This window comes from Ruoffia tabacinasalis (assembly GCF_042652985.1).
Lineage (GTDB): Bacteria > Bacillota > Bacilli > Lactobacillales > Aerococcaceae > Ruoffia > Ruoffia tabacinasalis.
Genome location: NZ_JBHSHQ010000037.1, coordinates 1 through 21,625, shown reverse-complemented (window position 1 = coordinate 21,625; position 21,625 = coordinate 1). Strand labels below are relative to the sequence as shown.

Genomic DNA, 21,625 nt, shown 5'->3' with positions numbered 1-21,625 from the left:
ATGATATTATGGATATATCATAAGAAATATATAGGAGGAATTTAATTATGGCTTTTACTTTACCACATTTACCATATGCAAGTGATGCTTTAGAACCAGTTATCGATAAGGAAACAATGGAAATCCATCACGGCAAACACCACAATGGATATGTAACGAAATTAAATGATGCATTGGAAGGAACTGAGTTTGCTGATAAAGCAATCGAAGATGTTGTTGCAAACTTAAACGATATTCCAGAAGAAAAACGTACAGCTGTACGTAATAACGGTGGAGGACACTTAAACCACTCATTATTCTGGGAATCATTACAAGCACCTTCAGATAATAATGAGGTTCCTGCTGAATTAGCTAAAAAATTAGAAGATGCATTCGGATCAGTAGATGCATTTAAAGAAAAATTTGAAGCTGCAGGTGCAGGTCAATTTGGATCTGGTTGGGCATGGCTAGTTGATAACAACGGAACATTAGAAGTTGTTGGAACTCCAAACCAAGATAACCCCATTACAGATGGTAAGAAACCATTATTAGGTGTAGATGTATGGGAACATGCTTACTACTTAAACTACCAAAACCGTCGTCCAGAATACTTATCAGCTTTCTGGAAAGTTGTTAACTGGTCGAAAGTTGCAGAACGTTTAAACGCATAATCTAAACTTTAAATGGATAGTGTCAGTGAGAGAAGTCTCAGTGACACTATTTTTTTGCTAGTAAGTTAGAATTTTAATAGCAAGTGAGTCATTTGACTATTCAATAAATTGTCATTTTTAATTAAGCGATACATGTTATAATAGCTTATATGAAAAACCTTACACTTTTCAATACACTTTTTGAAGTGGTATACTGAGTGTAATTATCTATGCATGAGGAGGCGTTTGATGGCAAACAATGAGGAACATCATGATGCTTCAAAAAGTATGAGGCTTAAAAAGTCATTAAAAGGTTTTTTTTCTAAAAAAGAGATGACAAAGAATTTTAGATTGATTGACAAATCTATCGTATTAATTACAACTTTATTAGTGGTGATTGGTTTGATTTCAGTCTTTAGTGCGACAATGTATGGTAATCCAATTAGCGCGATCACAACACAAAGTCTTTCGGTGGTCATTGGTGTTACCATCATCGGTATAATGCTCGTCGTACCTTTTGAATTGTTTAAAAATATCAGGCTCATTCTATTAATGATGACCATTTTAATTGTATTATTGGGATATACTTTAGCTACTCAAGAAAGTGTTTGGGGGGCAACCAGTTGGTTTCTTGTACTCGGAGTTAGTTTTCAGCCAAGTGAGTTCGTTAAAGTCATTGGGATTCTAGTGATTAGTTGGCTAATCAAGTACTATGATAGGGAAGTTATCCTTACAAAACGTAAATTGCCTAACTGGATAAACGTGAATAATGCAGCCATAGCATCATTAGTAATTTCTTGGTTTCTGATTTTATTACAACCCGATTTAGGAATGTTGATTATCCTAACTGCAACTCTTGGACTTATCTTCCTGTTAACTAAAGGGTCTTTAAAGTGGAATGTTATCGCCTATAGTGTTGTATTTGTCGGTTATTTATTACTGACGATCATTGGACGGCAATTTGGAGATTGGTTAGTTTCGAAAGATTTCCATATGTTTGAACGGATTGCATCATTCATTGATCCATTCAGATATTCATCCGATTCAGGTTACCAGATTATCCAAGGCCTAATGGCATTTAGTCGGGGCGGTTGGTTTGGAATGGGATTAGGCGAAGGTGTATCGAAGCAAGGGGCTTTACCGGTCATTGAATCCGATTATATATTGGCAAATATCGCTGAAGAACTTGGCTTAATTGGTGTGTTAGTCGTGGTAGGCTTATTATTTAGCCTCATCGTAATCATTTACCAACGCGCTGCAGCAAGTACAGAGTTATACCGCAAATCAGTTCTAATAGGTGTTGCATCTTTACTTCTCGTACAAACTGTGATTAACATCGGAGGGGTCGTGAGTATACTGCCATTAACTGGGGTCACGTTACCATTTATAAGTTATGGGGGGACAAGTATGATTGCAATGCTAAGTGCGATTGGACTGGCTTTAAGAATGATTGTTGAAGAAGGTAAAGAACCAAATATCAACTTAGTTTATTCTAAACAGAAAGGGGAGTAATATGGAATTTAATATGATTGAAAGACAAGCGCTTATTATTTGGCTATATTCAACAAAGCAGATTAAAGAATTAAGAAAGCATGGCTACATTCATTACTATAGTCGTAAGATGAAGTACGCGATCATGTACGTGAATAAAAAAGATGCAGAAAAAGTTGAGAGAATAGTGAATGACTATTATTTCGTCAGAGAAGTCGAGTACTCATATCGAGACGACATTGACATGACATTTGCAAATGCGATTGAACACTCATCAGACAATTCTTTATCTGGTCCTTTTTCTGTACAGGATGAAGAAGAATCATTAATCGAGTCAATTGCAGAATCACTTCGCAACAAAAAAATGAATAATGGATAATTGGTGGTAGTATATGCGAGTAATATCAGGAAATTATGGAAGTAGACGACTAAAAGCAGTCCCAGGTCAAAATACACGCCCAACAACAGATAAAATTAAAGAAAGCATGTTTAATTTAATTGGTGGGTACTTTGACGGTGGTATTTGTTTAGATTTATATGCGGGAAGTGGGGCTTTAGCCATCGAAGCTGTTTCTAGAGGCATGGATTCTGCCGTTCTTTGTGAAAAACACAGACCAGCCATCGAAACAATCAACGAAAACCTTAAGATGACTAAAGAGGAAGAACGATTCACTTTATTAAAGGGTGACAATCATAAGAGTTTACGAAATTACGCAAGCAGTCAAATGACTGAGCCATTTAAACTACTCTTTCTAGATCCTTCATATCATAAACAACAAATTGAAAAAGATATTCAATGGCTCTGGGAATTAGAGATGATTAATAACCAAACGACAATTGTCTGCGAAACAGATTCAGATGTAATCCTTCCAGATAGGATTGAAGGTTATGAGTTAGTAAAAGTAAAAGATTATGGTGCAACCCGCATTCATATTTACGAAGGTGAGGAGAATAGTGTTGAGTAATAAACCAAAGATTGGTATCTTTGCTGGAACGTTTGACCCCTTAACAAAAGGGCATTTAAATTTAATCGAACGTAGTAGTAAATTGTTCGATGAAGTCATTGTCGTTATCGCAATCAATACAAATAAGAAAACATTATTTACGGTTGATGAGCGCATTAAATTAGTAGAAGACAGCGTGAAGCATATTGATAACGTGACTGTAGATACTTTAAAGGATGGGCTAATTGCTCATTATTACGAAGAAAAACAAGCGACTGCACTTATTAGAGGTTTGCGTAACACAACGGATGTGGATTACGAGTACGCCATCGCTTCTGCGAATGCGCGTCAAGTGGAAGGCCTAGAGACGATGATATTATATGCAGCCGATCAATATCGTTACTTAAGTTCGACAATTATTAAAGAAATCGCCTTTTTCGATGGGGACATTAGTGACATGGTTCCACCAAATGTTGAAGAAGCCATGCATGAAAAAATTAATTCTAAGTAAATAGTCACATTAATTAGGTCACTAAAAAAATAATTTGGTCGATTTTCATTTTAAAAAATGAAAATCGGCTTTTTTTTTGTATATATATATAGACAAATTTTTAGGAGGAATAATATGAATTTTCAAAATGTGACCTTTAAGACAATCGTGACTCATATTCAACAGAATATTTTTAAGATATTAATACTGACGGTGTTAGTTATCGTCTTATTATCCGCCATCTTACCAAACCGACAATCGTCAACCGATTATGTCAAACTGTTCGAAAGTGGATCAACTCAATCGGAGGAATCCACCCAAGAGCCAGAAGTTAATACAGATTTAGCAGCAATACCGGGGATAGAACAACAGACAGATGAACAGGCTGAAGACAATGAACAACTAGTGGTTTATGTCGATATTAAAGGAGCGGTAGCCAAACCAGATATGTACGCCTTGCCTATAGGTAGTAGAGTTTATGATGTGATAGAAATGGCAGGAGGCTTAACGGAAGAAGCCGCCACTGAAACGTTAAACCAAGCGAAACTACTTGAAGATCAGATGTTGTTGTACATTTATAGCTATTCAGATTTGGAACAGGCAGAGGCGACACCGAATTTAGGAATGGTTGAACCACTTTATACTGAAGGACCTGATTCATTTAATGACAATGTATCTGGTGTTGTAAATATAAATTCAGCCACTGTAGATGAGTTGATGACTCTCCCGAATATTGGACCAAAAAAGGCTGCCGCAATCATTCAATTTAGAGAAGAGAATGGAAGCTTTAGTGTTGTAGAAGATATTATGGCTGTTTCAGGTATAGGTGAGAAGACATTCGAGAACCTAAAAGACCTCATTACGGTTTCGCCATGATTAATAAGTATTTACAAAACATTCAATATGAATGGCCATTTATTTTTCTATTTATTTATGTCGTTTTACAGGCTTTTTATAACTTTAACCTTTGGCTGATATTACCTGTTATCGTCATTGCCTTAAGAATAATCACTTTGAGTAATCTGAAGACATTGATAACCGTTTCTGTCATGACTGTTTTTGTTATTGGATATGCTAGGTTTCAAGCAACTCTGTTTCAAAATCTCGAGCATTTACCCATAGAGTCGCAAGAAATGCGAGCCATTTTATATACGAATCCTTTTGATGTAAAAAGTGATGAGGAATCAGTCCGTGGTGAGGGTAAGGTTCAAGTCGTTCATCAATCTGAGAAAATCGAATTAAAAGTAAACTTTATTCAGTGGTTAGAAGATGACGACCCTCAATTTCAAAGCTTACGTGAAGAATCAACTGTTTGGTACGTTGAAGGAAAGTTTGAAAAGCTGGATGAAGCAAGAAACTTTGATGTATTCGATTATAAAGCTTACTTAGCTAGCCAAAACATCGCCTGGGAATTTGAAATTACTAATATATATCAATTAAAACCGGACACATCATTTGTTGGCAAATTAGATACATTCAGGTATACGTTATTGGAACCCTTTATTAAGCTAAACCATCATGAGTGGATTGCGATTTATAATAAGCTACTTTTCAATATTGACTCTGATACTTACCGGCATTACAAAGATAACTTTACTGCTTTAGGCGTTGCACACTTTTTTGCGATATCTGGTTTTCATATATATTTCATTAGACGCTTACTAAACAATGTATTGCTCAGGTTAGGCATGCCGATTGAGTATGCAAAGATGTTAATTACGGTTTTGTTATGGCTTTACACGTGGTTAGTCGGTTGGCCGATTGGGGTCATCCGTGTCTTATCCATGAGTAGCTTAAGTTCTTTAAAAACAAAGTATCATTTACCTATCGCTTCTTTAGATAGCCTTGCCATCGTGGGGATTTTATTCATTTGTTTTAACCCATTAAATGTCTTGTCACTAGGCTATACTTTAAGTTTTGTGATGACTTTTGTTGTCATGAGTTATAACCAAGCCTCTCCAAGTAAACATAGTGCCATTCAAAGTATAGAAATGACTTTTGCCTGCTTGTTATTGTCCTGGCCAATTATAATGCAGACATCTTTTGAATGGAATGTGATTCAAATATTAGTAGTTATTTTGTTTACAGTCGTTTTTAATCATCTGATTATGCCGCTCGTCTTTTTAACGACTTTATGGATTGTATTTTCTTTACCGGGGTTAGAAACATTGAGTGCATGGTTAGATAGAGGTGTCATCTTCTTTAATGAACTGTTAAGTCAATCTGACGTATTTCATTCCTTTAATTTGATTGTCGGGAAACAGGCGCCAGTAATTTTTTATTTACTTATACTTGTCGCGTTATTTTTTATTGCTTGCATTCATGTTCGCCCATTTTTAAGTTATGGTGTCTTCTTGTTGATGTATTTAATTATTTTGTTTGGGGTACCATATTTGGACCCAACGGTTAAATTAACGATGATTGATGTGGGGCAAGGGGATGCGATGTTATTTCAATTAGGTCATCAACAAGGGAATTGGTTAATTGATACCGGTGGTAAGCGATTGTGGGAGCCGGTGGAAGGGTCGAATATCGACCATAGTTATGCAGAGTGGAATTTAATCCCCGCTTTAAAAGCCCTAGGTGTGAATCAATTAGATGGAGTCATTATTACCCATCCCGATATTGATCACATTGGGAACTTACAAGCTTTGTCTCAAGCGATCAATATTCAAGAATTATGGGTAAGTAATTATACTTTGGAGAGTGATATTTGGGAAGAGATTTCAGCTGAAGTTAAAGTGAATACTGTTGTGAGTTTAGACATGGGTCAAAGCTATAAGCATCCAACCGTTCCACTGACATTGTATAGCCCAGCGCTCTCTGATATTAAATATTCGCAAAGTGAATCCAATGACTCTTCATTGATTACCCAAATTGATATAGAAGGACTCGCGGTATTATCTTTAGGGGATGTGACTAAGCGAATAGAAACAAAAATCTTAGCCACCTATCCAGAAATCCGAGCGGATATTTTAAAAGTAGCGCATCACGGGAGTGACACAAGTACTTCTGAAGAATTATTGACACATACTCAACCATCTCTCTCCTTTATTTCTGCTGGGTTAGATAATCAATACGGTCATCCCCATACCGAGGTGACGGATTTGCTTAATCAGTACAGCATCCCTTATTTAAGTACTGAAAAAGTCGGTGCTGTTCAACTAACATATCACCCATTAAAGGGTTATCAAATACGGACAGTTATTAAGAAATAAGGGGGGATTTCAATGCAAACAAAGACCGTCATATCACCGTTTTAAGAGGGGCCGGAAATTTAAATAAACTTTACAATAAAAGTGACAAAAAGTGATTGCTTATTTTGAATTATTAGCTATAATTATTTTGTTTTGAAAAAGTATACAAGGAGGTTTATATGAAATTTCAGTCACAACAATTAACAATTCGTCCCGCACAGGTCGACGATGCGAAGCAAATACAACAAATTTACACACCCTATATATTAAATACAGTCTTTAACTTAGAGGAAACAGTAGGGACCCTTTCGTATTATGAACAATTGATTATCGAAGCTCAAAGTCATCTACCTTTTTTAGTAGCAGAATACGAAGGAGCCGTCGTTGGTTTTGTTTATGTGAGTGAAATTTCATTTATGCTGAATCTAGTTAATACGTGTGCGTTAAGTATTTATGTAGCTGAAGATGCCCCGATTCGCGGTGTCGGTCAATCACTATTCACAGCTTTAGAAAGAACATTAACTGCTCTAGGTATGACTCAAATCATTGCGAATATTGTAGCAACGAATGAACGAAGCATTCGCTTCCATGAAAAGAACGGCTTCCAATTGCTTAGTACGTTCCCTCAGGCAGGCTACAAATTCGGCCAATGGCATGATGTTAAATGGTTTGGTAAAAAACTAACTGCAGAGCCATTGCAATCAGAAGCCTTGCCAACAGAGAGTTTATCATTCTCTGTGTATTAAAATTACCTAGATTGTTTATAATATCTGCTTTTAAACTTATAAAAGTTATTGTAAAATGGGATTATATGACATAAATATCGTTGATATTGCGTTTATAAAATAATGATACAACTAACAGGAGGAAGTATGTCGATGCAGAAGGTCTTTTTAAAGGTACTATTAGGTACAGTATTGCTTGGTAATATGCCAACACATTCTTGGGTACAGGCTGAAGAGATTCCCGAAGATATTCCACAAATTGAGATTACAGAAGAAGCGGTGCCAACAGATTATAATATCGTTAAATCTGATAATGTCCGTGCAGCTTGGACAGATTATGGGAACTATGCTCAACCTAATGAAGAAGGATATGCCTACTATATTCATGCAGATCCAGATATTTCGTCAGAAATCTTCCCATTAGATGAAAATTCATCTGAAGATGTTTTATTATTTACTTTTGATGATGCGCCTCAAGAACCAGATAGCTATGCTATTGAGATGGCTCAAGTAATGAAAGAAAAAGATGTTAACGCCATTTTCCTAGTTAACGGTATGTATTTAGAGTCGGAGTGGGGCAGAGAGATTACCAAACAAGTGCATGATATGGGCTTTGAAATTGGAAACCATACACATACTCACCCTAATTTACGCGAATTAACATATGAAGAACAATACAATGAGATTGTTGCAACAAATCAAATGGTTGAAGAGATTACTGGCGCACCTGTTCGTTGGTTTAGACCACCTTTCGGTTTGTTTAATATGGATACTATCTTAATTTGTAATGAGTTAGGTTTACAATTAATGACATGGTCATTTGGTTATGATTGGATGGATGAGTATTTATCTGGTCCAGAATTAGCAGCCGTATCCTTAGATAATATGTATATCCGTCCTGGGGCAAACATTTTAATGCATGACCGTTCGTGGACGTTAGAAGCTTTACCAACAATGATTGATGGTTACCGTGAGTTGGGCTATCATATCGTTGACCCGTATTTGATTCAGCACCAAGAGAATAGTACGGAACCTTTATAAGTAGGACTAAAAGATTTAAATTAGATGTTAATCTAGTTTAAATCTTTTTTGTTTTACTTACGGTTCTGATATTATAGGTGTTAGTTGAATGATAGGAGAGAATCATGACAAATAAATTTCCAAAGAGTTTTTACTTTAAATTGAGTTTTATTATATTTTTTGTATTATTAGGTTATTATCATAACCACAATTTTATACAAGCGACTTTGAATGATGAATCGTTAAGTGCAAACGAATCATTTAATCTCATTGTGAGAGAGGTAATGAAATTACCCAACAACGTTGAAAATGACGAAGGTATTTCTGAATATATTTCAGAATACGCCCAACCAGGAAATCAAGTTCCTTATCAAATCCATGAAGAGATCCTACTAGATGATAATTATGCGATTGCTAAACAATCTGCCGATCAATTTAATGCAGCGTTAGATAATCGTGCATTGAATGATGCATTTTTAAGACAAATGAATCACATGAGGGTTACAAAAGGTTGGGAGAAAATTCAATTTGGGGAACATCTTGAAGAAGGCGTCTTAAGACGAGTGGAAGAGATGGGGGAGTATCATTATTTAAGCTCAATAACGGCTGATGGGGCTGATTTTAGAGCACATTTTCCAAATGTTTCGGATGCAGAGTACCGCTTAGGCGAGAATTTATATGAACTCTATATATCCGCAGGGGATGTTCATCTGACAACTTGGGAGAATGAAAAGATATTAGCCGATTATTTATTCGATGTGTATGCTGATGCAGTGTCATTATCTAATTACGATATTTATCAAAGCCAATATGTTTCGATTTACGCATCACCGACAGATTATAGTGTCGATGAAGTACCATATGTAAGACTAGTTGTTTCATTAGTTTTAGATACTGAAGGAGGAATTTAATTGAAGAAGAGTTTTACATCTACTTTATTGAAAGGTCTTTTTAAAGGAACTTTAGGTTTACTTGCTTATGATTTTGCTTATCGACTAAAACATACGCGCAAACAAAGTTACCAAGCAGAAGTTAATTTAACAGAATTAGATATGCCATTACAACAAAACTTAGCTTGGATTGACGAAGAACATTATGAACGAGAGATGAACATTATCGCTCGTCCATATATTGAGCAATTTGAACATGCCGGTGAAATACCGGTGGGAGATGTTGCTTTATCATATTTATTTTATTTAAAAAATAGCAGTCGTCCGACAGTTTTTATTGTTCATGGTTTTAATGAGTATAAAGAGAAGTATTATGAAGTCGTGTATTATTTATTGCAGCTCGATTATAATGTGCTTATTTATGATGCGAGGGGGCATGGCTCTTCAAGAGTAGAAACTCGTAATTCTTTAATTGATATTCAACATTTTGATTACTATATTGAAGATTTAAAAGAAGTGATTGAAAGTATTAAAGAGACCTATGAATTGAACGAGCACTTTTATTTATTTGCTCATTCAATGGGTGGGGCAGTTAGTACAGGATTAATAAAGAAATATCCGAATCTAATTAAAGCAGCGGTACTTTCCTCACCAATGTTTAGTGTCGATACATATCCATATCCTAGATCTTTAGCTCATGCAGTAGCGAGTGGAGCTGGCTTATTGAACTTAGGGCATAAGCCGATTCCCGCTCAAGGGAGCAATGAAATTATTGAAGCATCGACAAATGCATCTAAATATATTCCGAATCCAGACTTAACACATAGTCAGCAAAGAGAGAAGTATGCCTTTGATATGCGTTTGGAATCTGTAGCCCATCCAACTTCTGGGGGAACGTATAATTGGTTGGCGACATCATTAGAGCAGGTGAATAAGACAGTGGATGAATCTGTATTAAAGAATATTGAAACACCATTATTAGTATTTCGTTCAATAGAAGATAAAGTCGTTCGAGGAGATGGCATTTTTACTGCAGCTACCTACTTACCTCAAGTTGAGCTTATAGCGGTAGACAATGCTGGGCACTGTCTTTACCAAGAACAAGATGAGATAACTAAACCATACTTTAGCTTAATTAGTTATTTTTTAAATCAATATAGTTAAAATAAAAAAACAGCAATAATTTTTTAATTGTCGCTGTTTTTTATATTAATTTGTTTCGAAACCAACGATCATACCGTTATGCTCTGCATAATAACTACATAGTGCACTCGTTACACGCGTAGTAATCTTAGCATTAGGATATTCTTTTAGGATTTCTTCTTCAAAAGCTTTGGCAATATCCGGGTTAAGTACGTGAGACGCTTCAATTTCTCCACCGTTATAGCCTTTAGATTTTAGTTCATTAATTAAAGTTTTTAAAGCTCTCTTTTGACCTTTTGATTTATGAGCGAGTTGAATCGTCCCTTCTGGAGTACGATTACCAATTAAGCGAATACCTAATAAACCAATCATTTGCCCTAAAATCTTAGACACACGACCATTATTAACTAAGTTATCTACAGATTCTAGTAAGAATGCGATATCTAGATTTTCATGGTAAGCATTCAATTCTTTTACAATGTCATCAAATTCAGCATCAGTTTCCGCTAATTCAAAAGCTTTTTTAGCCAATAAGTCCATTTCTGAACCAGCTGAGCGACTGTCAAAGATATGAATGTTTGCGTCAGGATTTCTCTCTAATGCAATGTCTTTTCCTAAAGAAGCACTATTGTAACTACCTGAAATTTGAGAAGAGATCGTAAAGCAGATAACGTTCTCAGCACCTTCGAATCGATTCGCATAGACTTCTGGAGAAGGACACGCACTTGATGTTTTTTGTTTTGTATCTTTTAGTTCTGACAAGAAGTTCGCAATATCTAGGTCTGCACTATCTACAAATACCTCATTACCGACATTTATCATTAATGGAACGACTTCCAAAGCGACGTTTTGATTTGTTGTTTCTATTTCACGAATTGACGACCCTGAGTCGACAACTATTTTCCATTTTTTCACATTAATCACCTCATGTATGCATTATAATAAGTATATAGTAACTATCTTGTCATTTCAATTCTAAGCGATGAAGACAAGCATTATTGACGAAAAATTATGTATCAATTGTAAAAGAGGCGATAAATAGGTACAATAATAATAACGATTACAAATAGTATGAAAGGGTGTGTCAAATGTTCTTAGGTAAAATTAATCAATCCAATGCACTAACACTGTTTAGTTTGTTCTTTGGTGCGGTCGGTGTTGGGTTTTCAATGATTGGAGAATCTCAATATACAATTATCTCATTGATTATCGCTTCGGTCGGTTATATCTTTAGTTACCGTTTCACAGCGATGTTTGAGCGAGAAGATGCTCAAATTTCCTTTGATTTGGAATTTGATGTCTTAAGTAAATCCGTTGTTTATGCATTGCTACCAGCGTCATTATTAATTTCTTTATCTTTAGGATCGGTATTATCGGTCATCGTCGCAGCATTATATATTTTAGCTGTTATCATTCGACTTGCGCATTTTAACCAAGCGATTGAATTTCAAGGAGAACAATTCGATGGGAAGACACAAGGTCTACCTTTAGAAGCAAGTGCGATTTTCATTCCGATTATTTCACTGTTAGGTTATGTGATACCAATGAATATATTCCAATATGTACTAGCTGTTGCTTATATTATTATTGGTGCAAGTTTTGTAGTTAAGTATCCTATTCCAAAACTACCGGAAAAATGGTTAGTTTATGTTTTAATATTGGCTCTTGTTTTAGTTGTAGCCTTTATTTTCTTAGGAACTTTGACGCCCGTCTTAGCTTAGTTTAGGATATTTCCGAACTTCCATTCCCTAGGGATTGAAGTTCGGTCTTTTTTTGTATTATAATCTATAAGGAATGTATAATGAAAGAGGTGTACACATTGCGTCTAAAAATACTACATACCAATGACTTACACGGACATTTAGGTCATTGGCCCTTAATATCGAAGTTTATAGAAGAGAACCAGTCCTTGGCATCAGTTAAAGGTGAGGCACTTCTTACCATTGATGTGGGTGATGCTATGGACTCCGTACACCCTTTGGTTGAAGCAACATATGGGAAGGTCATCGTTGATTTGTTCAATGAAGCTAATTATGATGTCGTTACACTTGGGAATAACGAGGGTTTAAACTTTTCCAAAGAACGCTTAAGCGACTTGTATGATCGAGCAGATTATTCCGTAACGATAGCGAATTTATTTGATAAAGATACGAAAGAAGTTCCTTCGTACGCTGAAAATATCGTATACAAAGAGATTGACGATATGAAAGTCGCTTTTATTGGGTTAACAGCGCCATATGAAACCTATCACTTAAACGGATATACCATTGAGAATCCAATTGATAGCTTACAAGATACCCTTCAACTTATAAATCAAGAAGACACGGATTTAATTATTTTGCTATCACATCTAGGTCTAGAAACTGATCGCTATATTGCGAATCTTTTTCCAGAAATCCAATTAATCATTGGAGCACATACCCATCATGTTCTTATTGAAGGTGAGTGGGAGAATCAAAGCTTTCTTTGCGCAGCTGGAAAATACGGAAATTTTGTCGGCTCAATCGACTTGTATTTTGACCAAGCAACAGATACTTGGCAGATGTCTGCAGAAGTTCTCTCCATTCATCAATTGAGTCAAAGATATAATCTACCCAAAGAATCGGACTATTATAAGCAAGAAGGAACAAAACAACTTGAAGAACGTTGGGTTGCTGACATCCCTGAAACTTTTCAAGCACTTCAAACAACGGGAGGCAATTCCTTTATTCAAATGGCACTCAATGCGATTACTGAAGCAACCGGGGTAGAGAATGCTGTATTAAGTTCCGGTTTATTTCTAAGTGATTTACCTAGGGGACTCATTACTGAACATCACCTACATGAAGCACTACCTCATCCAATGCATTTAGCCATAGTGGAAATGAGTGGGGTGCATTTAAAGGAAATGTTAGCTGAGATGAGCCAACAAGCGGATGATTTAAGATACAAATTAATCAATGGGCTTGGTTTCCGTGGTAAGATATTTGGAGAACTTATTTTTAAAGGCATTGCTTATGATGAGCTGAAGCTTCAGTGGGAAGTGAATGGAGAAGCAATCATTGATGACAGACATTATCAGTTTGTGACGGTGGATCATATTTGGTTCTTACCATTTTTCCCAACGATAAGTGATTATGGGGATCCAAAGTTAATTTTCCCAGATTTTTTAAGACATACCGTTCGAAATTATTTAGAAAAAACATACCCAATAGAAGGAGGCAAGTGATTTGAGTAATAAAAAAACCATGACAAATCAACTTGAATCTATATTAGATGACATTATTCAAGGTGAAGAAGTCGAAGATAAACAAATTTATGTTATCGATGAAGAAACAATTCAAATTAGCACACAAGAATACCGCTTGTTAGAGAATTACCGAGAAGGGTTTGAACAAGAAGCCTTTACGAATCGTTATCAACCATTCTTTGAAAAGTTTGATTTTATTGTTGGAGACTGGGGGCATGACCAGTTACGTCTAAGAGGATTTTATCAGTTAGGAAGACGCAAAGTGCCACGCGATCAACAAATTGATTTCTTAGATGACTATATTAAAGAGTATTGTAATTTTGGTGCGGCTTACTTTGTCTTAGGTAAGGCTGAAGCTGTAGAGAAGTATAATCAATTAGAGAAACGCGAAACCAAACATAAGAAAGTTTCGAGAAAACCGAAAAAGCAAAGACCTAAAACACCTCATGTAACTACAACGACGGACAAAGAAAAAGCCGAAGATACTAGCTTTAAGCCTAAAAATACCGGTCGTAAAAAAACCTTTAAAAAGAATCAAACTAAAGGTGAAGTAAACAAACCAAAAAAAGTCACTGAGAAAGTCAGTGAAAAAGTGGCTAATGATAAAAAATTCGTAATTAAGAAGGTGACAAACAAGAAATGACAAAGTATGAAGGTTATTTAGTCGATTTAGATGGGACGACCTATCGTGGGAAAGAACGAATTCCAGAAGCTGAGGTATTTATTCGTCATTTACTTAATGAGGGGTTCCCTTTTAAATTAGTGACAAATAATGCAACAAAGACGGTTGAGGAAATCGTTCATAATTTAAATTCTTACTACGATATTCCAATTGATTCTTCTCATGTTTATACTTCAATTATTGCTTTAGGGGATTATATTGAATTACATCATCCAGGAGCAAATGTTTATGTGTTAGGCGAAGCAGCTTTAAAAGAGCAAATGCTTGAGAGAAATTTTACAGTTGATACGAATAAGCCGATTGATGTTGTTGTCCAAGGCTTAAAACGTGATGTTACTTACGACCAGTTAACTGTCGCTGTTCAAGCAATTCTTGCTGGAGCTGAATACGTGGTGACAAATACGGACCGATTAATACCAACTGAAACTGGAATGAATCCAAGTTCGGGTGCTATTACTGCCTTTATACAATTTGCGACGAGAAAAGAACCGATTATTATCGGTAAGCCTAATAATCCAATTATGGAAGGGGCACTTAAGCAACTTGGGATTGATAAAAGCAAGGTTTTAATGATTGGAGATAACTACGATACAGATATTATGGCTGGAATGAATATGGATATGGATACGTTGTTAGTTTTAACAGGTGTCACTGTAAGAGAAGACTTAGAAATGATTCAAAAGCAACCAACTTATATCATTGAATCACTTTCAGAATGGAAGCATGCATAATGGATATACTAAAACGAATAGTAAGCAGTCTTGTCATCCTTTTATTTGCTATCTGCTCATCAATTACAGCTGTCATCTTTATATCACCTTTTTTATACAGATTATGTATTGGTTGGTTTAATTTAACAGATATCTCAGGTTTAACCCAAGCACAATTGCTTGAAAATTATGATACTATGTTAAGTTACTTAGTGAATCCAACAGTCCATGATTTAAATATGCCTTACTTTAGTATGTCAGAAGGTGGGGCACAGCACTTTGAAGAAGTGAAGGTATTATTCTTTATTAATTTTGTCATCTTAACAATTTTATTCTTATTAACGATCTGGGCCATTTCATACATTAAGAAACGGAATTGGCAATTAGTTATGGCACCACATTTTACGTTTAAATTAGCCTTTCCATTGATTTTATTATTTTTCATTGTCGTAGCATTTGATCAAGTATTTATACTTTTTCATCAATTGTTATTTAATAATGATTTATGGCTGTTCAATCCCTTGGAAGATCCGGTTATAACTGTATTACCTCAGGAATTTTTCATGATATTATTTATTCTTGCTTTATTAGTTTATGAATTAATTATCTTAGCTATTCGAAAAATTGTATATTGGAATAAATAAAAAAAGTGATGTGCCCTCGGGCTCATCACTTTTTCTTAATTTTCATGTGAATCTTCATAAGACTCTTCAGGAGTAGTATTAAAATTCACCTCATCTGTTTGTGGTTGAGAATGGGCGATTCGACTTGCAGCTGCTGCAGCAAGTGCTCCGACGATATCATCAATGAACGTATTGCAATGTTCATCTTTACTATCGTTTAACTCACCTATAATACCAGGTTTTAATTTATCAACATAACCAAAGTTGGTTAGACCAATTGAACCATAAACATTAACGATAGATAAGACTAATACTTCGTCAATGCCATATAATCCTTCGTCTCGCATCAGTAAATCATTTAAGACAGGTGAGAACTGTTGTCTCTCCGCTGCGATATCAATTTCAATACCTGTGATGACTGCATTTTGAACTTCACGTTTCTTCATCACCGCAATAATATTTTCTAAACAATAGTCTAAAGTTAAATCATCAATGTAGTCTTTTTGTAAATCATAGACAATTTCTGCAATTGACTCTAATTTAACGCCACGCTCTTTTAATAAGTAGTGAGCTTGATCTTCTAGACGACTTTGTTTAATAAATTGTTCATTTTTTGTCATAGTATCTCTCCTTAGAATAAATCTGAGCTGTGAATTGGTGGGTTAACGTTTGTTGGATCAATTTTTAATAGGGCATCATTCACTGCTTGGGGTGCCTCACCAAAGCCTGTCGCAATAATTCTTACTTTGCCTTCATAGTTGGCAATATCACCAACAGCATAGATGCCGGGTATATTCGTTTCGTATTGAGCATTGACTTCAATTGTATTTCGATTGAGATTGAATCCCCAATTTCTAATTTCGCCAATACTTGATGTAAAACCGTAACTGACAATAAGGTTATCCACATCCAAAGTAATTATCTCATCTGATTTTGCTTTCTTCAAATTAATTGATTGAATGCGACTATCGTCACCTTGGACGGATTCTGGGATATAAGGCGTTAATAATTCAACGGATGAACTATCTAATTGTTTCACGCTACTTTCAACAGCTCGGAATTTATCACGACGATGAATTAAATAAACTTTATTTGCTAGCGGTTCTAAGGCTAATGCCCAATCAACCGCAGAATCGCCACCACCACAGATTGCTACCGTTCTTCCGGTAAATTGTTCGATGTTATTAACGTAGTAATGTAGATTACTGTCTTCGTATTTCTCAATTTCTGGTAATTTTAATTTTCTAGGAGAAAAGGCACCATTACCTATCGCTAAAATAATGGTACGTGAATAATGAATCTGTTCACTGGTAATAATTTCAAAATATTCAACGCCATCCTCAGTCATCTTTTTATTTACATTTAAAACTTCTTCTCCCAATTGAATTGAAATATCAAAGCGAGAAATTTGTTGAATAAGGTTTCTTTCTAATTCATCGCCTTTAATTGCAGGGTAACCGGGAATATCATAAATATTCTTCTCAGCATAAAGATGGGCAGGTTGTCCACCTAAGGACTCTAGACTTTCAATAATCTTCGTTTTCGCATTTCGTAAACCTGCGTAAAACGCTGTAAATAAACCGACGGGCCCTCCGCCAACAATTGTTATATCAAACAAGGACTCTTCAAAACTCAAAGTATCACACTTTCTATAATATTATAATAAAACTAAACGTAGAAAAATGGCAACAAAACCACCAGTTAAAGTACCAACAATGACTTCACTCGGTTTATGGCCAAGATAACGGTTAATAATCATTCTTTCATAATCATCAATATCGTAACTTAAAATCAAAGGATTATCCTCAACTTCATCATAGCTTATGTCATCAGATATATAATCGATCTCAGCTAAATGTTTTCGGGCTAATATATCTAAGACAATACCTTGTTCACCACTTTGTCGACGGACACCCATCGAATCGAACATAATAATGACTGCAAATACTGTCGATATGGCTACATATGGTGAATTAAAACCATATTCTAAAATCAAAGCCGTCGTTAAACTACTAACTGCAGCCGAGTGAGAACTGGGCATACCACCTGTAGAAGTGATTAAATTTAATTTTGCACTTTTTCGATTGGTTAAATAAGCTATAGGATATTTAATCAGCTGTGCAAATAATATTGAAACCAATGACGCAATTAAAGGGAAATTCATAAATAAACCAACCTTCTTATTTTTTTAATATAAATTAAACTAGATGCCTAAGTATCTTTTGAAATATAATCTTTTATAACTCTCCTTCAATAATATCAAAAATTATTTGATATAACTATTAAAACATTTGTTAAACATAACAAAGTGGATTAGTATATAATGTATATAGAAAATATAAGGAGGAGTGAATTATTTTGACAAAATTTCCACAATTAAACACAGAAGAACTAAATGTTGATATTACATTACATACGAACAAGGGTGATATTGATTTAGCTCTATTCCCGGAGGTAGCTCCAAAGACAGTAGAAAACTTTAAAGAATTATCTAAAAAAGGGTATTACGACGGAATTATCTTCCACCGTATTATTAAAGACTTCATGATTCAAGGTGGAGACCCAACAGGAACAGGTATGGGTGGAGAGAGTATCTATGGAGATGCTTTCGAAGATGAATTTTCTGCTGAAGTATTTAACTTATATGGTGCTTTATCAATGGCTAATGCTGGACCAAACACAAATGGAAGTCAATTTTTCATCGTTACAGCTCCAAATGTACCAGCACAAATGCTAGGACAATTAAAAGAAGCTGGATTCCCAGAAGAAATTATTGAAGCTTATGAATCAAAAGGTGGAACACCTTGGTTAGACCACCGTCATACTGTATTTGGACATGTAGTTAATGGTATGGACGTAGTCTTAGACATTCAAGCTCAAGAAACTGGTGCCCAAGACAAGCCCGTAGAAGATGTTGTTATTACGAGCGTTACTGTTAATGAGTAGCCTACTATAAAGTAAAGGGTGGATATACATTGACAAAAGAATTTAGAATTGGGGATGTAATCCAAGGAGAAGTAACCGGTATTCAGAATTATGGTGTCTTTGTTAAATTATCGGATACAGAACAAGGATTAGTGCATATATCAGAATGTAAACACGGTTATGTATCAGAGTTAGATGATTTTATTAATATTGGCGACAAAGTTAAAGTCAAGATTATTGATATTGATGAATATACTCGGAAAATTAGTTTGTCTTTTAGAGCGTTGCAACATCTAAACACACCATCGTTTCCTTCAAAATCAAAGAAGTATCCTAAAAGATACTTACCTAAGATTGGATTCAAGACATTAGGGCGCAATATGCCTAAAATTATTGAAGATGGTTTAAGACAAATCGAAGAAGATCAAACTAATATTCTAGGAAAAAATGAGGAGAGATATTAATGACAAATTTAAAATTTGATTATACAAAAGCTTTATCATTCTTTAAAGAACATGAATTAACTCAGATTAAACCATATATTGAATTGGCTCATAATCAACTTCATGATAAAACGGGTACAGGAAATGACTTCTTGGACTGGATCGATTGGCCAGAAACATACGACAAAGATGAGTATGCACGCATCAAAGCAGCTTCAGAAAAAATTAAAGCAGATTCAGATATTCTTATTGTAATTGGTATTGGTGGATCATACTTAGGAGCGAAAGCAGCAATCGAATTCCTAAACGATTCATTCTACAATATTAAAGCAGGGCAAAAAGGAACACCTCAAGTTATCTTTGCTGGTAATAGTATTAGTTCGACTTATTTACATGATCTAGTTGATTTAGTAGGAGACCGTGACTTCTCGGTTAATATTATTTCTAAATCAGGTACTACAACTGAACCTTCAATCGCATTCCGTGTATTTAAAGAATTATTAGATAAGAAATACGGTCACGAAGAAGCAGTTAAACGCATCTATGCAACAACAGATAAAGAGAGAGGCGCTCTAAAATCAGAAGCAAATGCTGAAGGATATGAAACATTTGTTATTCCTGACGGTATTGGAGGACGCTTTACTGTATTAACTGCTGTAGGTCTATTACCGATTGCAGTCGCAGGTGGAGATATTGATGCTTTAATGGAAGGTGCACGCGAAGCAATGGAAGAGTACAGTAATCCAGATGTTATGGAGAACAGTGCTTACCAATACGCAGCAATTCGTAACTTCTTCTATAAAAAAGGAAAAGATATTGAAATTCTGGCTAACTATGAACCAGGTATGCAATACTTCTCTGAATGGTGGAAACAATTATTTGGTGAATCTGAAGGTAAAGACCAAAAAGGCATTTACCCAGCAAGTGCAAACTTCTCAACAGATTTACACTCTATTGGACAAACAATCCAAGATGGACAAAGAAATATCTTTGAAACGGTATTAAAAGTTGAAACACCAAGACATGATATCGATATTCCAAAAGCTGAGGAAGATCTAGATGGTTTAGGTTACTTAGAAGGAAAAACAATTGACTTTGTTAACACTAAGGCGTTTGAAGGAACGTTATTAGCTCATACGGACGGTAATGTACCGAACCTATTAGTAACAATTCCAGCTATGGATGAAAAATCTTTAGGACACTTAATCTACTTCTTTGAAAAAGCGGTAGGAATCTCAGGATACTTAAATGGCGTTAATCCATTTGATCAACCAGGAGTAGAAGACTACAAACGTAATATGTTTGCTTTATTAGGTAAACCAGGATTCGAAGACCTAGCTAAAGAGTTAAACGAACGACTATAACCTTAGAATAAATATATAGAAACAAATAGGATTGAAGGCTACTTTAAGTTGCCTTCAATCCTTTTTGTGTTTTAAGTGACATTATATAGAAGGAAACGGATTGTGTAATAATTAAAATATCTCTATATAATGGAAAAAACATAAAGCGAAACAATAATAAAGCAAAACTAAATAATAAAGCAAAACTAAATAATAAAATAAAAGAAATTACAAAAATATATTGACTACTACCACAAGTTAGTGGTATATTATTTCTTGCCGTCACAGGACGTTGTAACAATGTCTGGCGATAACTTAGTAAGTTTACATAGAATTTACATAAAGTTTACAAAAAACGAAAAAAGTATTGACGAAATGATTCGTCGATGATACTATAACATAAGTTGCTACTACAGCATGTGTAGCGCTTACAACTTTTGAAGCGAGTTATAAATTTGTTTCAAAAAATGCTTTACAGAATGTGCAAAGCATGATAGGATATAAAAGTTGTCATTTGCGACAACCTTTAAACGAGGCAACGCTGATAAAAAAGTGAAAAATATTGTTGACACAATATAGCCCGCATGATAAGATATGTAAGTCGTCAAATAGCGACAACATCACAACGAAGTGTTAAATGAATTTAAAAAATATTTAAAATCTTCAAATAAGTTGTTGACTTCGAGTCACAACCGTGATATTCTATAAAAGTTGTTAAAACAAACGACATCACTTCGAAATGAAGTTGAGAAAATACTTTTAAAAAAAGTGTTGACATCCACTTCACGAACGTGATATACTATAAAAGTTGTTGTTCAACAAAGCGACAACGAAAGCTCATTGAAAACTGAACAAAGATAAACACACCAAATGTGTAAGGGGATCTGTTCTACGGAACAGAACAACCAAACAATTTCGCTGGACGACCACCAGTTTAAAAAAGGTCAACAAAGCTAGAATAGTAATGAGCAAAAGCTCAAACAATCAATTATGAGAGTTTGATCCTGGCTCAGGACGAACGCTGGCGGCGTGCCTAATACATGCAAGTCGAACGCACTGACAGAGAACTTATTCTCTTGACGTGAGTGGCGCACGGGTGAGTAACACGTGGGAAACCTACCCTTCAGCGGGGGATAACCAT

Annotated in this window: 23 protein-coding genes and 1 rRNA gene; 20 read left to right on the top strand and 4 right to left on the bottom strand. The window is 35.2% G+C overall.

What is annotated here, in order from left to right:
• Positions 1 to 47: 47 nt before the first annotated feature.
• The 11 genes from ACFO5Y_RS06390 (at position 48) to ACFO5Y_RS06340 (ending at position 10,550) form a co-directional block, all read left to right on the top strand.
• A complete protein-coding gene (locus tag ACFO5Y_RS06390; protein ID WP_197104772.1) occupies positions 48 to 650 on the top strand; it encodes a superoxide dismutase in 603 nt (200 codons plus the stop codon).
• Positions 651 to 878: 228 nt separating this feature from the next.
• Complete coding sequence (locus ACFO5Y_RS06385) at positions 879 to 2,141, top strand: FtsW/RodA/SpoVE family cell cycle protein (RefSeq protein ID WP_197104771.1); 1,263 nt, start codon at positions 879 to 881, stop codon at positions 2,139 to 2,141.
• Between the two features lies 1 nt (position 2,142).
• Positions 2,143 to 2,499 (top strand): YlbG family protein, encoded by a 357-nt coding sequence (locus tag ACFO5Y_RS06380; RefSeq protein WP_197104770.1) that lies wholly within the window; start codon positions 2,143 to 2,145, stop codon positions 2,497 to 2,499.
• 13 nt (positions 2,500 to 2,512) lie between these two features.
• The gene (rsmD, locus tag ACFO5Y_RS06375; protein WP_197104769.1) at positions 2,513 to 3,085 is read left to right on the top strand and encodes a 16S rRNA (guanine(966)-N(2))-methyltransferase RsmD; all 573 of its coding nucleotides are present in this window, start codon (positions 2,513 to 2,515) and stop codon (positions 3,083 to 3,085) included.
• Complete coding sequence (gene coaD / locus ACFO5Y_RS06370; RefSeq protein ID WP_231606907.1) at positions 3,078 to 3,575, top strand: pantetheine-phosphate adenylyltransferase; 498 nt, start codon at positions 3,078 to 3,080, stop codon at positions 3,573 to 3,575. Before rsmD ends, coaD begins: the two co-directional genes overlap by 8 nt.
• Positions 3,576 to 3,689: 114 nt before the next feature.
• Positions 3,690 to 4,430, top strand: a complete 741-nt coding sequence (locus ACFO5Y_RS06365) for a helix-hairpin-helix domain-containing protein (RefSeq protein WP_197104768.1) — start codon at positions 3,690 to 3,692, stop codon at positions 4,428 to 4,430.
• Positions 4,427 to 6,772: a DNA internalization-related competence protein ComEC/Rec2 gene (locus ACFO5Y_RS06360; RefSeq protein ID WP_197104767.1), complete on the top strand. Its 2,346-nt coding sequence runs from the start codon at positions 4,427 to 4,429 to the stop codon at positions 6,770 to 6,772. The genes ACFO5Y_RS06365 and ACFO5Y_RS06360 overlap by 4 nt, the downstream gene beginning before the upstream one ends.
• Before the next feature lie 158 nt (positions 6,773 to 6,930).
• Positions 6,931 to 7,497 (top strand): GNAT family N-acetyltransferase, encoded by a 567-nt coding sequence (locus ACFO5Y_RS06355; RefSeq protein ID WP_197104766.1) that lies wholly within the window; start codon positions 6,931 to 6,933, stop codon positions 7,495 to 7,497.
• 132 nt (positions 7,498 to 7,629) lie between these two features.
• Positions 7,630 to 8,517, top strand: a complete 888-nt coding sequence (locus ACFO5Y_RS06350) for a polysaccharide deacetylase family protein (protein WP_197104765.1) — start codon at positions 7,630 to 7,632, stop codon at positions 8,515 to 8,517.
• A 104-nt stretch (positions 8,518 to 8,621) separates the two neighbouring features.
• On the top strand, positions 8,622 to 9,407 hold the full coding sequence (locus tag ACFO5Y_RS06345; protein WP_197104764.1) for a hypothetical protein: 786 nt from the start codon (positions 8,622 to 8,624) through the stop codon (positions 9,405 to 9,407).
• Positions 9,408 to 10,550, top strand: coding sequence for an alpha/beta fold hydrolase (locus tag ACFO5Y_RS06340; RefSeq protein WP_197104763.1), 1,143 nt, complete (start codon positions 9,408 to 9,410; stop codon positions 10,548 to 10,550).
• A 45-nt stretch (positions 10,551 to 10,595) separates the two neighbouring features.
• Here ACFO5Y_RS06340 and ACFO5Y_RS06335 read toward each other — a convergent pair whose 3' ends face one another.
• Complete coding sequence (locus tag ACFO5Y_RS06335) at positions 10,596 to 11,444, bottom strand: DegV family protein (protein ID WP_197104762.1); 849 nt, start codon at positions 11,442 to 11,444, stop codon at positions 10,596 to 10,598.
• A 173-nt stretch (positions 11,445 to 11,617) separates the two neighbouring features.
• Between ACFO5Y_RS06335 and ACFO5Y_RS06330 the strand changes: the two genes are divergently transcribed.
• The 5 genes from ACFO5Y_RS06330 to ACFO5Y_RS06310 all read left to right on the top strand — a co-directional run bounded on the left by ACFO5Y_RS06330 (position 11,618) and on the right by ACFO5Y_RS06310 (position 15,794).
• Complete coding sequence (locus ACFO5Y_RS06330; RefSeq protein WP_197104761.1) at positions 11,618 to 12,250, top strand: hypothetical protein; 633 nt, start codon at positions 11,618 to 11,620, stop codon at positions 12,248 to 12,250.
• Between the two features lie 98 nt (positions 12,251 to 12,348).
• Positions 12,349 to 13,737, top strand: coding sequence for a bifunctional metallophosphatase/5'-nucleotidase (locus ACFO5Y_RS06325; protein WP_197104760.1), 1,389 nt, complete (start codon positions 12,349 to 12,351; stop codon positions 13,735 to 13,737).
• Position 13,738: 1 nt separating this feature from the next.
• Positions 13,739 to 14,401, top strand: coding sequence for a YutD family protein (locus tag ACFO5Y_RS06320; RefSeq protein WP_197104759.1), 663 nt, complete (start codon positions 13,739 to 13,741; stop codon positions 14,399 to 14,401).
• Positions 14,398 to 15,171 (top strand): TIGR01457 family HAD-type hydrolase, encoded by a 774-nt coding sequence (locus tag ACFO5Y_RS06315; RefSeq protein WP_197104758.1) that lies wholly within the window; start codon positions 14,398 to 14,400, stop codon positions 15,169 to 15,171. Before ACFO5Y_RS06320 ends, ACFO5Y_RS06315 begins: the two co-directional genes overlap by 4 nt.
• Positions 15,171 to 15,794, top strand: coding sequence for a TIGR01906 family membrane protein (locus ACFO5Y_RS06310; protein WP_197104757.1), 624 nt, complete (start codon positions 15,171 to 15,173; stop codon positions 15,792 to 15,794). The genes ACFO5Y_RS06315 and ACFO5Y_RS06310 overlap by 1 nt, the downstream gene beginning before the upstream one ends.
• A 35-nt stretch (positions 15,795 to 15,829) precedes the next feature.
• Here ACFO5Y_RS06310 and ACFO5Y_RS06305 read toward each other — a convergent pair whose 3' ends face one another.
• From ACFO5Y_RS06305 to ACFO5Y_RS06295, 3 genes are read right to left on the bottom strand one after another with little or no spacing between them, the layout of a single operon-like run.
• Positions 15,830 to 16,393, bottom strand: a complete 564-nt coding sequence (locus tag ACFO5Y_RS06305) for a phosphatidylglycerophosphatase A family protein (protein WP_197104756.1) — start codon at positions 16,391 to 16,393, stop codon at positions 15,830 to 15,832.
• A gap of 11 nt (positions 16,394 to 16,404) precedes the next feature.
• A complete protein-coding gene (locus ACFO5Y_RS06300) occupies positions 16,405 to 17,409 on the bottom strand; it encodes an NAD(P)/FAD-dependent oxidoreductase (protein ID WP_197104755.1) in 1,005 nt (334 codons plus the stop codon).
• A gap of 21 nt (positions 17,410 to 17,430) precedes the next feature.
• Complete coding sequence (locus tag ACFO5Y_RS06295) at positions 17,431 to 17,937, bottom strand: divergent PAP2 family protein (protein WP_138405355.1); 507 nt, start codon at positions 17,935 to 17,937, stop codon at positions 17,431 to 17,433.
• A gap of 194 nt (positions 17,938 to 18,131) precedes the next feature.
• Between ACFO5Y_RS06295 and ACFO5Y_RS06290 the strand changes: the two genes are divergently transcribed.
• From ACFO5Y_RS06290 to ACFO5Y_RS06275, 4 genes are all read left to right on the top strand, one after another.
• Positions 18,132 to 18,719 (top strand): peptidylprolyl isomerase, encoded by a 588-nt coding sequence (locus ACFO5Y_RS06290; protein WP_197104754.1) that lies wholly within the window; start codon positions 18,132 to 18,134, stop codon positions 18,717 to 18,719.
• A 29-nt stretch (positions 18,720 to 18,748) separates the two neighbouring features.
• The gene (locus tag ACFO5Y_RS06285; RefSeq protein WP_197104753.1) at positions 18,749 to 19,162 is read left to right on the top strand and encodes a CvfD/Ygs/GSP13 family RNA-binding post-transcriptional regulator; all 414 of its coding nucleotides are present in this window, start codon (positions 18,749 to 18,751) and stop codon (positions 19,160 to 19,162) included.
• Positions 19,162 to 20,505, top strand: a complete 1,344-nt coding sequence (locus tag ACFO5Y_RS06280) for a glucose-6-phosphate isomerase (protein ID WP_197104752.1) — start codon at positions 19,162 to 19,164, stop codon at positions 20,503 to 20,505. The genes ACFO5Y_RS06285 and ACFO5Y_RS06280 overlap by 1 nt, the downstream gene beginning before the upstream one ends.
• A 965-nt stretch (positions 20,506 to 21,470) precedes the next feature.
• Positions 21,471 to 21,625 (top strand): 16S ribosomal RNA (locus ACFO5Y_RS06275); the annotation flags it as partial.

Bases quoted from the DNA above. Each gene is read 5' to 3' on its own strand.
- ACFO5Y_RS06315 (WP_197104758.1), top strand. From the start codon at position 14,398: ATGACAAAGTATGAAGGTTATTTAGTCGATTTAGATGGGACGACCTAT.
- ACFO5Y_RS06310 (WP_197104757.1), top strand. From the start codon at position 15,171: ATGGATATACTAAAACGAATAGTAAGCAGTCTTGTCATCCTTTTATTT.
- ACFO5Y_RS06295 (WP_138405355.1), bottom strand. From the start codon at position 17,937: ATGAATTTCCCTTTAATTGCGTCATTGGTTTCAATATTATTTGCACAG.
- ACFO5Y_RS06305 (WP_197104756.1), bottom strand. From the start codon at position 16,393: ATGACAAAAAATGAACAATTTATTAAACAAAGTCGTCTAGAAGATCAA.
- ACFO5Y_RS06390 (WP_197104772.1), top strand. From the start codon at position 48: ATGGCTTTTACTTTACCACATTTACCATATGCAAGTGATGCTTTAGAA.
- rsmD (WP_197104769.1), top strand. From the start codon at position 2,513: ATGCGAGTAATATCAGGAAATTATGGAAGTAGACGACTAAAAGCAGTC.
- ACFO5Y_RS06360 (WP_197104767.1), top strand. From the start codon at position 4,427: ATGATTAATAAGTATTTACAAAACATTCAATATGAATGGCCATTTATT.
- ACFO5Y_RS06380 (WP_197104770.1), top strand. From the start codon at position 2,143: ATGGAATTTAATATGATTGAAAGACAAGCGCTTATTATTTGGCTATAT.
- ACFO5Y_RS06385 (WP_197104771.1), top strand. From the start codon at position 879: ATGGCAAACAATGAGGAACATCATGATGCTTCAAAAAGTATGAGGCTT.
- ACFO5Y_RS06345 (WP_197104764.1), top strand. From the start codon at position 8,622: ATGACAAATAAATTTCCAAAGAGTTTTTACTTTAAATTGAGTTTTATT.
- ACFO5Y_RS06350 (WP_197104765.1), top strand. From the start codon at position 7,630: ATGCAGAAGGTCTTTTTAAAGGTACTATTAGGTACAGTATTGCTTGGT.
- ACFO5Y_RS06355 (WP_197104766.1), top strand. From the start codon at position 6,931: ATGAAATTTCAGTCACAACAATTAACAATTCGTCCCGCACAGGTCGAC.
- ACFO5Y_RS06280 (WP_197104752.1), top strand. From the start codon at position 19,162: ATGACAAATTTAAAATTTGATTATACAAAAGCTTTATCATTCTTTAAA.
- ACFO5Y_RS06365 (WP_197104768.1), top strand. From the start codon at position 3,690: ATGAATTTTCAAAATGTGACCTTTAAGACAATCGTGACTCATATTCAA.
- ACFO5Y_RS06330 (WP_197104761.1), top strand. From the start codon at position 11,618: ATGTTCTTAGGTAAAATTAATCAATCCAATGCACTAACACTGTTTAGT.